Origin of the sequence: Shewanella sp. KX20019, from assembly GCF_016757755.1 — a bacterium.
Classification (GTDB): Bacteria; Pseudomonadota; Gammaproteobacteria; order Enterobacterales; family Shewanellaceae; genus Shewanella.
In genome coordinates, this window is record NZ_CP068437.1 from 4,512,985 (window position 1) to 4,526,713 (window position 13,729).

The following is a 13,729-nucleotide window of genomic DNA, read 5'->3' on the forward strand; positions in this document are numbered from 1 at the left end:
TGCATCAAATTGCATCAAAACTTGCCTTAGCTAACCAAACTCAATGCTTAGTTTGCATTATTAGTACTACACATTATGCTGTCTGAAATTAGCCACCATCTTATACATTGGAAATAATGCCATGCAAAAACTCGCTCCTATCATTTTTGTGATCTTGTTGTTTACAGGTTTAACTTGGACAATTGTTAGCATCAATCAATCAGAACAAACCTCATCATATGAAACCTGGTCCTCCTTCATTTATAAGGGTGGCTATAACTCAAGCCGATATGAAAAGACCGATGATTTTGACGACTACCCAAGCTGCAAGGCATTTTCAGAGCAGCAATCAAAGCGACTCAACAATGTTGTTTGGGAGTGCGGCCTTAATTGTAGCTTTGACTCTATGAGGCAGGGATATCATTGCAAAACAATGACTAATGAGTAGCTAGGGATTTGGCTATTCAAACTCAACAGTAGCCATTATAAGCTTAAAAAATAAACTACAAAAATCATTCCATCAGTAACCAGCTGTTTCTATTTCATAAAAATCTAAACCTCCAACCAATCGGTCGACTGCTCATTTTTCGTTCAGCTTTGGTACATGAAGTATTCGATAACATACGTATCAAGCAAACACATCCCCAGAGGAAAACCTGTTAACTTACTGCCAAAACGCAGTCGTTAAGAGCAAACGGTTCCTAAACGGGTTACTGATTAATATTTGGAGTCCAATATGAACTACTCAAACATTACAACACTGTCATTTTCTGGCCGCATGGCATTCCTTGCAACAATACTTTTTTCATTCAGCTTCATCGGTCAAGCAAATGCAAATGACCATGACTTTACAGCAGCGCAGCAAGCCGCTGTCGACGGTCACTTTGAAATTCTTGCAGAACAACAAGCTCAATCAGATCAAGAGTTAAGCAACAAACTACAGGCTGATTTTGATGACCAAGTTAATGACTCAGAAGATGAGTTTATGGAGCTGAACTGTGAAGCTTACGGATATGATTTCGACAGTGAAGTGAGCGCTTGCATCGAGTAAGTTAATATAAAAAACGAGGCATTGCCTCGTTTTTCGGGTAGTAGCTATTACATACCTGCAGTGCTCACAGAACTCGATAAACTAGAATGGAAAAGCGGCGCTCAATATTGGATACGTCGTCTTTAACTGCTTTTTCTTATGGGAGAACTTCTTGCCCACTGGTGAAGCTTGTCCAGAAGGAACATAAGGCAGTTCATCGTCGGCACGCTCTTCATAAAGTTGCCCCGCGATAAGATCATACTCATCAAGGAAAGGATAGGCGTAACCGTCTTTCTCCGGCCATTCAAGTAATTTACCCAGCTCATCGGGCGCTGCAACAACGGTGTCGTACCACTGCTTTCCAAGTGAGATCAAAAAGCAACGAAACTCAGCAAAAGCATACTCTGAATCACACCCGGTAATAATGTAAGCCGCTCCCCACACAGTCCATGAATAGGAACGGCGCATTTGTTGGCCAAAAATCTTATCAAAATCACGCAGTTCATCATTACTCAGCGGGCTCAGCTTTTGCTTTAATGATTCGGCTAAATCCGTTTGATTTTGCTGAGGAGATGTACGGGTAACCAATTCCCAAAACTGTGACTCTGTCATTGTGCTCTCTAAAATAGGTTGATATAAGGCTATTCTAGCGTAATACCCAATAAAATAGTCAAGCGCAGCGATAAAACTAAGTTCACAATTTCGCGTTCGATTAAGTGGACTCTGCCCATTGAATTTTTTACACTCATCGCACAACACTTGAGCGTTATGACTTATTTTAGGTATTTAATGAAGAAACCCCACCCAATACTGGCTATTTTAATGTTTTTCTATTTTTTACTGGCCTTTGCTGCGTTATGGCGCACCGCGACTACACAATCATTCGACCTGTTCACCCTAGGCGTGTTTCCAGTACTGTATGGGCTTATGCGACGTCGCTTCTGGGCTGGCGTGCTATTAAAGATATATCTCACAATTCAGACCGTGGCGCTATTAGCACTAGCGACTGCTGCTGTTATTGCTTATCAAATTACGCCTGAAGATGTGAAGGTTGTTTTCCAGGGGCGCAATATTCCTATAAGTTCCATTGTTATCGCGGCATTCATTGCCATGAGCTTCCAATACTGGGTCGCCTTCAGCCAAAAAACAAAACATTACTTAAAACAAGAAGAATAAGTTTCAATAGCAGAAAAGTAACAGCGTATTATAATGACGCAAATCAACCATATAAAAAATAATAACAATTGGTAAAGCTATTTATGAGCGACTTACACCCTAGCGAACTCTCTATTCTGCTGGTTGAGCCATCGGATACCCAGCGTAAAATCATTGCTAACCGATTAGCTCAAGAGGGCATAAAACAGATCCAGACGGCCACGAGTCTTGAGCAGGCACTAAGTATTATTAAACGCCACCAGCCAGATCTGATTGCCAGTGCGATGCATTTTGAAGATGGTACCGCCCTCGATCTACTAAAAAAACTAAAATTATCGCCGCAGTTTAGTGATATTCAGTTTATGTTGGTCTCTAGCGAGTGTCGCCGTGAACAGTTAGAAAGCTATCGTCAGTCAGGCGTTGTCGCCATACTACCCAAGCCGTTTACTTCAAGTCACCTAGGAAAAGCGCTAAACGCCACTATCGACCTATTAAGTCATGATGAGCTGGATCTCACCCACTTCGATGTGCAGAATCTACGAGTACTTGTGGTCGACGACAGCAAGATGGCAAGGAACATCATCAAACGTACGATTACTAATCTTGGCTTACGCATGATAACCGAAGCTCATGATGGCCAAGAAGCCATTGAAATAATGCAGCAGCAGATGTTTGATCTAGTCATCACGGATTACAATATGCCCAGTGTTGATGGCTTAGCATTAACGCAATTTATTCGTAACGATAGTGATCAATCTCATATTCCTATTCTAATGGTCTCATCAGAAGCTAACGATACCCACCTTAGTAACGTTTCACAGGCGGGCGTGAACGCACTTTGTGATAAGCCTTTTGAGCCTCAAGTTGTCAAACAAATTCTCTATCAACTGCTCGAAGAGTAGAAAAATTGAGAAATCCTTCCTGTTTTTGACTTTAAAGGCCATTTCATAGGCTTAAAGCGCTTTTCAAATGCAAAAGCTTGTGGCATGTTACATAACGCTACTAACAATAAATCTACGGAAAGAAGAGACGATTCAAATGAATAAGACTGAACTTGTTGCAAAAATGGCTGAATCTGCGGAACTAACGAAAGCTGAAGCCGCACGTGCATTAAAATCTTTTGAAGAAACTGTTGCAGAAGCGATGAAGAATGGAGAGAAAATCTCTATTGTTGGTTTTGGCTCTTTTGAAACATCAGAGCGTGCTGCTCGCACAGGTCGTAACCCACAGACTGGTAAAGAGATCCAGATCCCTGCGGCTACTGTACCTAAGTTTAAAGCGGGTAAAACGCTTAAAGATAGCGTTAACTAATCACAGCTCCTGTGATTTATATGAAACCTCCTTCTATAGGAGGTTTTTTTATACCTACCCATTAGCTTACACTGCAGCCCTGTCATTTAACGTTGCACTAATCCAGTGCCACCCGCCCTAAATTGAATCAATTTCAATTAACAAATCATCCCAACAATAAATAAACAGCTGTTTTATAACGTGAAAAATTGTGGCTTGCTCTTTGCTATATCTTCTGTGATAACAAAAAAATCTTTAGAGGGGAAGAGAATGAACAAGCTACTTATCAATACCACTGTAATTACAGCCACTGCGCTAATGAGTTTATCGGCAAATGCCGCAGTAGAAGCCAATATAGGTGCTACATCTAACTACTTATGGCGTGGCATTACTCAAACCGATGATGCCGTCGCCGTGCAAGGCGGCATTGATTATAGCCACGACTCAGGCTTTTACGCTGGCACATGGGCATCAAATGTCGATTTTGGTAACGAGACCAGCTACGAGATTGACTTTTATGCCGGCTTTGCTGGCAGCATAGGAGAAGAGCTTGGCTATGACATTAGCTATCTTTATTTTGCCTATCCCGATGCTGACGACAGTATCGATTTTGGTGAAGTGACAGCTGCGGTGAGTTGGAAGTGGATTGAAGTTAGCTACGCACACGTAGTTAATGCAGGCGGAGACGTTACAGGTGACTCCACATTAGATGAAAAAGAGATGGGCTACCTGCAAACAACTTTGACTTACCCTATCTCAGACACCCTCTCAATTGCTGCGCATTACGGTTACTCGACCGGTGATGTCGTAACGGCTTGGTACAGTACTGATAACTACGCTGACTATTCGATTGCACTGAGTAAAGATACAGATTTTGGAACCGTCTCTTTTATGGTTAGCGATACTGACTTAGAGAATGATGACGCGAAAGTACTTGTCGGTTATAGCTATAGTTTCGACTTGTAAAGGTGCACTCTTTCATTAGGGACCGTTGCGATTTCCAGCTCAACTGCGAGTAATAACAGCGGCCTTAATGAAATCTTTGTCGACGCTAAACAGCTTTTCTCATTGTTACTATATTTCAGTAAACAGCTTGTAAAATAGTGTTCTATTCACTTATTTTTTTAAAACTGTAATTTTGTTACATAGATCGCATATTTTTGTCTAACCTCCTGCTAAATTCCTTCTTAAGCGCTCACTAATGTGGCTGTATCTACTGTCAATGTGAGCACGATAAAATCTGTTATTAACCTAGCGGTATCAATAATATTTTCTTTATTCGACAACGATGAAAAGACAGGAAAATAGATACCCAATTAAGAGGAATTCGTGATGGCTCAGATATTAGATTTTGTGCCCAACGATGCAGAGGTGGAATCATTTACGGCGCCAAAAAACAAAAAGGCTGCTGATGATTTAGCGCATAAGAAAGATGTAAAGAAACGCTTAGAGGCTTATTTAGAAAGAACCCAGCTCAACAGAGCAATAGGCGAAGATGAGTTTTGGGCTTAATACCCTTGGTATAAGCGTAAAAAAAGCTCCTGAATTAAATCCAGGAGCTTAGTCACATCACCAAAAATCATATAAAAAGCTTACTGCTCAGCAGCTTCTGTTTCACGCTTCTTAAGGAAGTACTCTTTCGTCAATGCAAATACCACGGGACTGAGTAATGCCAAGGCGATTAAGTTAGGTATTGCCATCATCGCATTCAATGTATCCGCGAGCAGCCAAATAAACTCTAATGAACTTACCGCGCCTAACGGCACTACGATTGTCCAAAGAATTCTAAACGGCTTAATTGCCTTCACACCAAACAAGAACTGCACACATTTTTCACAGTAAAAGCTCCAACCTAATATGGTGGTGAATGCAAATACACTCAATGCTATTGCCACCACATAATTGCCTAATGGGAGCGCTTGAGAGAAGGCAAAAGAGGTCAGTGCGGCACCATTTTCGCCTGACGTCCAAGCGCCGGAAACAATAATCGCTAAACCGGTAATCGTACAAACGATTAAAGTATCAATGAATGTCCCTAACATCGCCACTAACCCTTGAGCGACAGGGTTATTTGTTTGCGCTGCAGCGTGAGCAATTGGCGCACTACCTAGACCAGCTTCGTTAGAAAACACACCGCGTGCCACACCAAAGCGAATAGCCGCCCAAACAGCTGCACCGGCAAAACCGCCTTGAGCGGCTACCGGGTTAAAGGCACTGTGGATAATCAGTTCGAGTGCTGCAGGTATTTCAGCAGCATGAACCACCAGTACTGCGATGCCAGCACCTAAATAGAAAATAGTCATAATAGGCACGAGTTTACCGGCAACATCAGCGATACGCTTAATGCCGCCCATCAATACTGCGCCGACTAACACCATCAACACGAGACCAGTAACCCAGGTTGGTACGCCAAAGTTACTGCTTAACGCATCAGCGACTGAGTTAGCCTGTACGGTGTTACCAATACCAAACCCAGCCAGTGCACCAAACAACGCAAATGCAGTGCCTAACCAAGCCCACTTAGAGCTAAGGCCGTTCTTGATGTAATACATTGGGCCACCGACGTGGTTACCATTGTCATCAACTTCACGATATTTAACCGCTAGCACTGCTTCTGCGAATTTGGTTGCCATGCCGACTAATGCCGTACACCACATCCAAAAAAGGGCACCGGGGCCACCAATAAAAATGGCAGTAGCAACGCCAGCAATATTACCGGTACCAATCGTTGCTGAGAGTGAGGTCATTAGCGCATTAAACGGACTAATCTCACCTTTCATTTTCTTGTCTTTGTCAGGAATACGACCTGACCATAATAATTTAAAACCGGTACCCAGCTTTAAAATTGGCATAAAACGCAGACCAATAGTGAGGAATAACCCTACCCCTAGGATCAAGACCAGCATAGGAGTCCCCCACACTACACCGTTAATCCTGCCAATAAATTCAGTAATAGCTTCCATTCAAACCTCGTCGATACAGATTATTTATAGTTATTTTTTATCGTTCTATTTTTTGTATTTAGGGCTTTTTGATCTTCCCCAACGAGAGCAAGGTCAAAAGGTCCTAATCAGTTGCGCTAGTTCAAACAATACGCATCTGCGCAAACAGAGTACAACGAAATGTTAACCTTTGAAAAGGCTGCAACAAAGAAAGGCAGTTGAAGAAAATGATAATAGCGCCCAAAGGCGCTATTAAACGTTATAAAGTGGAGTTTACCCTGGGTAACTTAAATGAGGTTAAATAGGTCAACAGCAAGAATAACGTTGAAACCGCTAAACACGCGCCAAGCCCGGCAACTTGATACACCCACCCAGACAGAAGTGTCCCGACCAGCCGACCCATCGCATTAGCCATATAGTAAAAGCCAATATCGAGCGATACACCGTCATCACCGGCGTAACTAACGATAAGATAGCTGTGTAGCGATGAGTTGATAGCAAACACAGCGCCAAACAGCATCAACCCTGTGAGTAATGCCAACTGCGGTTCAATCCAACCAGTAAACATCACCGCGGTTAATATGGCAGTCACCAGCGTTAACAGACCAGCCCATCGCGTTGCAGTCGCACCATCGGGCGTCTTTTCACTGCGACCTCGAGTCAATAGTGGCGCAGCAGACTGAACCACACCATAACCGATAACCCATAGCGCTAAAAAGGAACCAACACTGCTATGATCCCAACCTAATTGACTGGCCAAAAACACTGGCAGAGCTATCACAAACCAAACATCTCTTGCGGCAAATAAAAATAAGCGTGCTGCAGAGAGAATATTAACCCGGCTACTTTTGGAAAATATCTCGGTAAACTTAGGTTTAGATTTTGCTCTACCTAAGTCCGCTTTCAAGTTCAATACACTGCATAACCAAACAATAAACAGCAGTGCTGCCATTATGGCGACGGCACCAGTAAAGCCCACAAGCGTTAACAACAGCCCGCCTAAAAAGAACCCTGCACCTTTAAGTGCATTCTTCGAACCGGTAAGCATCGCAACCCAACGGTATAATTTGTCTTCAGCATCTTTCGGTACTAAGGTTTTAATCGCACTTTTTGCGCTCATCTTGTTGAGATCTTTTGCTATCCCAGAAAGCGCCTGCGCAGCCATAACCCAAGGCACCGTTAACATAGCGCTCGGCAGCAATAGCATCGACAGCGCGACTATCTGCAACCCTAAGCCGATGTTCATGGTGCGGTTTAGACCCAGCCTAGCGCCTAACCAGCCGCCAACAAGATTAGTCATCACCCCGAATATCTCATAGAACAGAAACAACATGGCAATCGCTAGCGGGGTGTAACCTAAATCATAAAAATGCAGCACCACCAACATACGCAATGCGCCGTCAGTTAGGGTAAATGCCCAGTAGTTCCCCGTCACCAGCAGATACTGACGAATACTCTCAGGCAAAGCACGGTATTTTGCTAACACTGTTAACCCACCCTATTTATACACTAATAAGAATCTAACCAAAGTGATGAGCTGCTAGAGCTACATGAGACTAAGGTAAAGTCCCCCTCAAATAACTGCCCCGTCACCAGCAGATACTGACGAATACTCTCTGGCAAAGCACGGTATTTTGTTAACTCGTTTCATCAACCTAAATTTTATCAAAATCATATATATAGTTGCGAACCAAGATGCTGAACCAAAATAGTTACAAGGAGACCAAGGTAAAGCCCCCTCAAATAACTTGCCCCGTCACCAGCAATTACTGACGAATACTCTCAGGCAGTTTTTTCTTTTACCGTCTTTGCCTTCTCGGCTCTTCCGGCTTTCCCCCGCTCTCCCGGCTTTCCCCCGCTCTCCCGGCTTTATCCTGCTCTCCCGGCTTTCCCATGCTTTATCCTGCTTTCCCGACCTTATCCAACTGCCCCACCATAATCGCTAGTTCGGCAGTGCGGTTGGCGTAGCCCCATTCATTGTCATACCACACATACAACTTCACTTGCGTGCCATTCACCACCATCGTCGATAGCGCATCGATGATGCTCGAGCGCGGATCGGTTTTGTAATCAACAGAGACTAATGGACGCTCTTCAAAGCCTAGGATATCTTTCAGTTCTCCTGCTGCAGCCTCTTTTAGTAGCGCATTAACTTCAATTTCAGTTGTCTCACGAGCTAGCTCAAACACACAATCTGTTAGTGAAGCGTTAGCAAGCGGAATACGTACAGCATGGCCATTAAGCTTGCCTTTAAGCTCTGGAAAAATATGGGTAATAGCAGTAGCACTGCCGGTGGTGGTCGGGATCATGCTTAAACCACAAGCGCGAGCACGTCGTAAGTCTTTATGAGGCGCATCGAGAATGGTTTGGGTGTTAGTAATGTCATGTATGGTGGTCATTGAACCATGTTTAATACCAATTTTTTCATGGATAACTTTGACCACGGGCGCTAAACAGTTAGTGGTGCAAGATGCCGCCGTTACGATAGGATGGATATCTTTATTGTAGAGATCCTGATTGACCCCCATGACCACGTTAAGCACACCATCTTCTTTGACCGGTGCGGTAACAACCACTCTTTTAACGCCTTGAACAAGATAGGCTTGCAGCAAGGCTTTGGTTTTCATCACCCCAGACGCCTCAATCACTACATCACAACCTGACCAGTCGGTCGCGGCGATGGTTTTATTGCGGCTGGTAGTGATACGACGCTGACCAACAATGATGTCATCACCTTCGGCTACAGCCTCTTCGCTCCAACGACCATGTATCGAATCAAATGTGAGTAAGTGTGCTAATGTTGCGGCATCACCCGCTGGATCATTAATCTGCACAAATTCTACATCCTTGTTATGCCAAGCCGCCCTTAATGCCAAGCGCCCCATTCTGCCGAAACCATTAATTCCGATTTTGATTGTCATAGTCGTTTCTCAACCTTAAAAATAATAAAACCCAAATAGACTGTTTAAGCCCTACTAAACTGCAGAAGCTTCGTCTGCAACAAACAGATGTCGACTGCGATTGAATATTGCCACTAGCGATAACATCACCGGCACCTCCACCAGCACTCCCACCACAGTGGCAAGCGCAGCTCCAGAATGTAGACCAAACAATGAGATAGCTACCGCGACGGCCAACTCGAAAAAGTTAGAAGTTGCAATCATACAAGCAGGTGCCGCTATTTTGTGGCTTAACTTCATCTTCTTTGCCGCGTAAAAAGCGATAAAAAAGATCCCATAAGTTTGGATCAGTAGCGGGATAGCAATCAGAAAAATATCTTGCGGCTGACTCATAATGGTTTCGGCTTGAAAGCCAAACAGTAGAACCACGGTAGCCAGTAAGCCAAGCATAGACCAAGGTTTAAGCTTGGCTACAAATACATTTAATTGGCTATCGTCACTCCTCTTCTGTAAAAAATGACGTGTAATCACTCCCGCAACTAACGGCAATACCACATAAAGCCCAACTGATGACAGCAATGTCGCCCAAGGGACTTGAATATCACTCACGCCTAGCAGCAGTGCAGTGATGGGCGCAAAAGCGACCACCATAATCAGATCATTTACAGACACCTGTACTAGCGTGTAATTGGGATCACCTTTGGTTAGCTGGCTCCAGACAAATACCATTGCTGTACAAGGGGCAACACCGAGCAAAATCATACCGGCGATATATTCAGTTGCCGTTTGTGGAACCACTAAATTAACAAAGAAAACTTTAAAGAACAGCCAAGCCAGCGCTGCCATCGTAAAAGGTTTAACCAGCCAATTAATCACTAACGTTAACAGCAGCCCCTTGGGGCTCTTACCGACATTTTTTACCGCTGAAAAATCGATTTGTACCATCATAGGGTAGATCATCACCCAGATTAAAATGGCAATCACCAAATTAACATGGGCGTACTCGAGCCCTGCAATCAATGCAAAACCACTAGGCATTACATTGCCCAGAAGCACTCCAATAACAATAGCGAGACCTACCCACACACTTAAATAACGCTCAAAAATACCCATAATCTAAACCTTTTCGCTATAGTCATTATCGAATTAACAGCAGCTTAATACTCTTTCAGGGCGTTCACCCATTTGTAGCAGCATGGCTAAGTTCGTCTCTATTAATTGAGGTTGTTGCGAGGCTAGCGTTTGCAAAATATCATTTGCCCATAGCGGTAGCTCTGGATTTATACGATAAAACACCCACTGCCCCTGACGTCGATCAACTAACAAGCCCAGTTTTCGCAACTGCGCTAAATGGCGAGATATTTTAGGCTGGATCTCATCGAGCGCTGTCATCAGCTCACAAACGCACAACTCTGATTCCGATTGGATCAGTAATAAACTACGCAGTCTTGTATCGTCGGCGAGTGCTTTAAAAAAGGCTAAAGGTGTCATAGTGTGCTCTTTGCAAACAGTGTTTCGAAAACTAGTTTAAGCACTGTTTTCGTCACACAAAGAATATACGGCAAATAGTATATATGTTTTTTCATATATTCAAGTGACGATGACTTATTTTATAGAGTTGGGGGGAAATTTGAACAAAGATCGCGTTAACTGCTAAGTTATGGGTACAGCTCTTCGCGTATTGGGTTCTAAGGAATGAACAAGTAATGGCAATACTAAAAGTTACCCTTGTAACAATATTAATCCTCTTGGTGAGTAGTTGTGCTAACTTTCGAGATCTGGCGCAAGAGGTCGATATGCTCAACAATACGTATGTCGAATATCAGGTCAATATTGAATCCCAACACCAAGTACAGTCTTTTGTGTTTATATTACTACAACAACTGGATGCTGACTCCATCGATGGCTATGAGGTCGTTATTGGTAATCAGCAAGTCACAGTCACGACAGATTCGTTAAGCCAATACTTATTTACTTTTAACGATGTTAATAATGATCTACGTTTTCAAGTGGGCGAAGCTTACTCCATCTCGGTTTTAAGTAAAAAAACCAATGGCGCGAAAATAGATCTAACTCTTAGTCACTCCCAGCACGACTATCCAACAGCACTTGTCGATAAGCCGCTTTTCAACTTAGTTAATGTAAAAATTAGTCCCGCTAAAATAGGCGAGAACGCCTCTTTAAGTGAATCGAAATTTGACAGAGCAACCGCGAAACTCGGCATGTGGAAACCCGTCACTCATTTGCTAGAGGGCAACAGCGGCATATTTTTTATCGATGAGTTTGATAAAAACAAAATACCCATCATTTTTATTCATGGAATGAATGGCACTGCACGAGATTTTTCCCCGCTAATTGCTAAAGTAGATAGACAGAAATATCAAGTTTGGGTGATGAATTACCCTAGTGGCTTACCGCTGGAGTTATTAGCAAATGGCGTAAATAGTCTGATTAAAATCATCGACTATCGTTATGACATTGAAACAATTCACTTAGTTGCCCATAGTATGGGCGGCTTAGTCACACAAGCCTATTTAGATCTTTGTCGCAATCAGCTCGGATGCGATGATATTGCCAGTTTCACCTCGATATCAAGCCCATTTGGCGGAGTTAGTTCGGCTCAAAATGGTGTCGATTACTCTCCTGTCGTTATGCCAGCTTGGCGAGATCTCGCTCCTAGCAGCCATTTTATTGGCAAACTGTTTTCTAACACTGAGGTTAACCCGCCACCGCACCTGCTGATATTTGGCTATAAAATGAGTGGTCTTATCAATCAAGAGAGCAGCGATGGCGTAATAAGCCTAGCAAGCCAGTTAACAGAGAAGGCACAAAAGCGCGCCATTCAAATATATGGATTACACGAAGATCATCTCAGCATACTCAGTAATGACAAGCTTGCCAGTTCTCTGCATCTTTTTTGGCAACACAGCGAACAGTTACATGCAGTTAAATAAAAAAGGCTTCCAATGGAAGCCTTTAACTGACTAAATTTAAACAGAAAAATTAACTACCCGCTATCTTCATTTTGTCCATCAAGATCCCACCAGTACGGATCGACGAGCGTAGATCTCTGTCTTTCGCCACCGCAACAATATTGCTATACATATCTTTTAGGTTGCCAGCAATGGTGATCTCTTCAACTGGATATAAGATAACGCCATTTTCAACATAGAAACCAGCAGCGCCTCGTGAGTAGTCGCCCGTAACGCTATTAACGCCTTGTCCCATCACCTCGGTAACAATCAAGCCGGTACCCATCTCTTTGACGAGTTCATCAAACGTTTGCCCAGTTGATGACAACGTCCAGTTATAGATCCCACCCGCATGGCCGGTATTTTTCAGGCCTAACTTTCTCGCTGAGTAACTGGTCAGTAGATAAGTAGCCAATCGACCATTATCAATAATCTTACGATCTTGAGTCGCGACGCCTTCGCTGTCATAAGCGGAACTGGCTAATGCACCGACCAATTGCGGTTGCTCATCAATACTAAACCAATCCGGAAAAACCTGAGTATCGATAGCATCTAACAAGAAGCTAGACTTACGATAAATGCTGCCGCCACTAATCGCACCCACCAAGTGCCCCATCAATCCGGTCGCTATCTCAGGAGAGAATAAAATCGGTAATTGAGTAGTCGCAATTTTTCGACCACCTAAACGTTCTGCGGTTTTTTTGGCCGCTGAAGCCCCAACTAACTCAGGTGCTAGCAACTCACTGTATTTTCGCGCTATCGTGTAGTCATAGTCACGCTGCATACCGCCATCAGTTTCACCAATAGCAACACAACTTAGGCTATATCGAGAACTGCAATATCCATGCAAAAAGCCATGACTGTTACCATATACCTTCACACTTGAATGAGCATTAGCACTGGCACCGTCCGATGTTTGTACCCGCTTATCAGTGTCGAGCGCGGCCTCTTCGGCCAATACCGCAATACGGCTTAGCTCTTCCGGTGAAATGTCTTGCGGATGGTAAAGATCGAGTTCTGTAAACTCTGTTGCCATCAGTGATTTATCCGCTAAGCCATTATAGGGATCAGCTGAAGTAAAACGGGCAATGTCATCGGCCGCTTTTACCGCTTGCTTAATGGCTGCAGGACTGAGATCTGAAGTCGAAGAGCTACCCTTGCAACCCTCTCTAAAGAGTGTGATCCCCAGTGCGCCATCTTTATTAAACTCAACTGTCTCAACCTCTTTCATACGAGTTGAAACAGATAGACCTTGCTGCTTACTAATAGCAACTTCAGCACCTGAAGTGCCTAAGGTTTTTGCGTATTCCAGTGCCATTGAGACGGCGTCTTGGAGGGAATCTAATTCGATATCAATGCTAGGTGAGGACACAAATCTACTCTTCAATAATCAGTAATGACATAAGCATAACAAACCCAAAAACCAATCACATTAAATAAGTTTACCTTTTAGTATGCTCT

The 13,729-nt window shown here is 43.4% G+C and carries 14 protein-coding genes; 7 read left to right on the forward strand and 7 right to left on the reverse strand.

The features are described 5' to 3' along the window. The first annotated feature begins 715 nt into the window (after positions 1-715). Positions 716-1,030: a hypothetical protein gene (locus tag JK628_RS19575; protein ID WP_202286590.1), complete on the forward strand. Its 315-nt coding sequence runs from the start codon at positions 716-718 to the stop codon at positions 1,028-1,030. A gap of 81 nt (positions 1,031-1,111) precedes the next feature. Here the strand turns inward: JK628_RS19575 and JK628_RS19580 are convergent, their stop codons facing one another. After that, on the reverse strand, positions 1,112-1,621 hold the full coding sequence (locus JK628_RS19580) for a DUF4240 domain-containing protein (RefSeq protein WP_202286591.1): 510 nt from the start codon (positions 1,619-1,621) through the stop codon (positions 1,112-1,114). Between the two features lie 177 nt (positions 1,622-1,798). On the opposite strand from JK628_RS19580, the gene JK628_RS19585 reads away from it, so the two are divergent. The 5 genes from JK628_RS19585 to JK628_RS19605 all read left to right on the forward strand — a co-directional run bounded on the left by JK628_RS19585 (position 1,799) and on the right by JK628_RS19605 (position 4,966). After that, complete coding sequence (locus JK628_RS19585) at positions 1,799-2,185, forward strand: hypothetical protein (protein ID WP_202286592.1); 387 nt, start codon at positions 1,799-1,801, stop codon at positions 2,183-2,185. 83 nt (positions 2,186-2,268) lie between these two features. Then, positions 2,269-3,066 (forward strand): response regulator, encoded by a 798-nt coding sequence (locus tag JK628_RS19590; protein ID WP_202286593.1) that lies wholly within the window; start codon positions 2,269-2,271, stop codon positions 3,064-3,066. 136 nt (positions 3,067-3,202) lie between these two features. Continuing rightward, positions 3,203-3,475, forward strand: coding sequence for an HU family DNA-binding protein (locus JK628_RS19595; protein WP_020910742.1), 273 nt, complete (start codon positions 3,203-3,205; stop codon positions 3,473-3,475). 249 nt (positions 3,476-3,724) lie between these two features. Further along, on the forward strand, positions 3,725-4,420 hold the full coding sequence (locus JK628_RS19600) for a TorF family putative porin (protein ID WP_202286594.1): 696 nt from the start codon (positions 3,725-3,727) through the stop codon (positions 4,418-4,420). 366 nt (positions 4,421-4,786) lie between these two features. Further along, entirely contained in the window at positions 4,787-4,966 is a 180-nt protein-coding gene (locus JK628_RS19605) for a PA3496 family putative envelope integrity protein (RefSeq protein WP_202286595.1), read from the forward strand. Positions 4,967-5,046: 80 nt separating this feature from the next. Here the strand turns inward: JK628_RS19605 and JK628_RS19610 are convergent, their stop codons facing one another. The 5 genes from JK628_RS19610 to JK628_RS19630 all read right to left on the reverse strand — a co-directional run bounded on the left by JK628_RS19610 (position 5,047) and on the right by JK628_RS19630 (position 10,787). Further along, the gene (locus JK628_RS19610; protein ID WP_202286596.1) at positions 5,047-6,417 is read right to left on the reverse strand and encodes an alanine/glycine:cation symporter family protein; all 1,371 of its coding nucleotides are present in this window, start codon (positions 6,415-6,417) and stop codon (positions 5,047-5,049) included. 238 nt (positions 6,418-6,655) lie between these two features. Then, positions 6,656-7,882, reverse strand: coding sequence for an organoarsenical effux MFS transporter ArsJ (gene arsJ / locus JK628_RS19615; protein WP_202286597.1), 1,227 nt, complete (start codon positions 7,880-7,882; stop codon positions 6,656-6,658). 412 nt (positions 7,883-8,294) lie between these two features. After that, positions 8,295-9,317, reverse strand: coding sequence for an ArsJ-associated glyceraldehyde-3-phosphate dehydrogenase (locus tag JK628_RS19620; RefSeq protein WP_202286598.1), 1,023 nt, complete (start codon positions 9,315-9,317; stop codon positions 8,295-8,297). 54 nt (positions 9,318-9,371) lie between these two features. Then, a complete protein-coding gene (arsB, locus tag JK628_RS19625; RefSeq protein ID WP_202286599.1) occupies positions 9,372-10,409 on the reverse strand; it encodes an ACR3 family arsenite efflux transporter in 1,038 nt (345 codons plus the stop codon). A gap of 33 nt (positions 10,410-10,442) precedes the next feature. Next, complete coding sequence (locus JK628_RS19630) at positions 10,443-10,787, reverse strand: metalloregulator ArsR/SmtB family transcription factor (RefSeq protein ID WP_202286600.1); 345 nt, start codon at positions 10,785-10,787, stop codon at positions 10,443-10,445. A 215-nt stretch (positions 10,788-11,002) separates the two neighbouring features. Here JK628_RS19630 and JK628_RS19635 point away from each other — a divergent pair, with 215 nt between their 5' ends. Next, positions 11,003-12,250, forward strand: a complete 1,248-nt coding sequence (locus tag JK628_RS19635; RefSeq protein ID WP_202286601.1) for an alpha/beta fold hydrolase — start codon at positions 11,003-11,005, stop codon at positions 12,248-12,250. A gap of 49 nt (positions 12,251-12,299) precedes the next feature. Here JK628_RS19635 and pmbA read toward each other — a convergent pair whose 3' ends face one another. Further along, complete coding sequence (gene pmbA, locus JK628_RS19640) at positions 12,300-13,640, reverse strand: metalloprotease PmbA (RefSeq protein WP_202286602.1); 1,341 nt, start codon at positions 13,638-13,640, stop codon at positions 12,300-12,302. Positions 13,641-13,729: the final 89 nt, after the last annotated feature.

Coding starts and splice junctions, on each gene's coding strand:
- JK628_RS19610 (WP_202286596.1), bottom strand. CDS start 6,417: ATGGAAGCTATTACTGAATTTATTGGCAGGATTAACGGTGTAGTGTGG.
- JK628_RS19575 (WP_202286590.1), top strand. CDS start 716: ATGAACTACTCAAACATTACAACACTGTCATTTTCTGGCCGCATGGCA.
- JK628_RS19595 (WP_020910742.1), top strand. CDS start 3,203: ATGAATAAGACTGAACTTGTTGCAAAAATGGCTGAATCTGCGGAACTA.
- JK628_RS19630 (WP_202286600.1), bottom strand. CDS start 10,787: ATGACACCTTTAGCCTTTTTTAAAGCACTCGCCGACGATACAAGACTG.
- JK628_RS19635 (WP_202286601.1), top strand. CDS start 11,003: ATGGCAATACTAAAAGTTACCCTTGTAACAATATTAATCCTCTTGGTG.
- JK628_RS19600 (WP_202286594.1), top strand. CDS start 3,725: ATGAACAAGCTACTTATCAATACCACTGTAATTACAGCCACTGCGCTA.
- JK628_RS19590 (WP_202286593.1), top strand. CDS start 2,269: ATGAGCGACTTACACCCTAGCGAACTCTCTATTCTGCTGGTTGAGCCA.
- JK628_RS19580 (WP_202286591.1), bottom strand. CDS start 1,621: ATGACAGAGTCACAGTTTTGGGAATTGGTTACCCGTACATCTCCTCAG.
- JK628_RS19585 (WP_202286592.1), top strand. CDS start 1,799: ATGAAGAAACCCCACCCAATACTGGCTATTTTAATGTTTTTCTATTTT.
- arsB (WP_202286599.1), bottom strand. CDS start 10,409: ATGGGTATTTTTGAGCGTTATTTAAGTGTGTGGGTAGGTCTCGCTATT.
- JK628_RS19605 (WP_202286595.1), top strand. CDS start 4,787: ATGGCTCAGATATTAGATTTTGTGCCCAACGATGCAGAGGTGGAATCA.
- JK628_RS19620 (WP_202286598.1), bottom strand. CDS start 9,317: ATGACAATCAAAATCGGAATTAATGGTTTCGGCAGAATGGGGCGCTTG.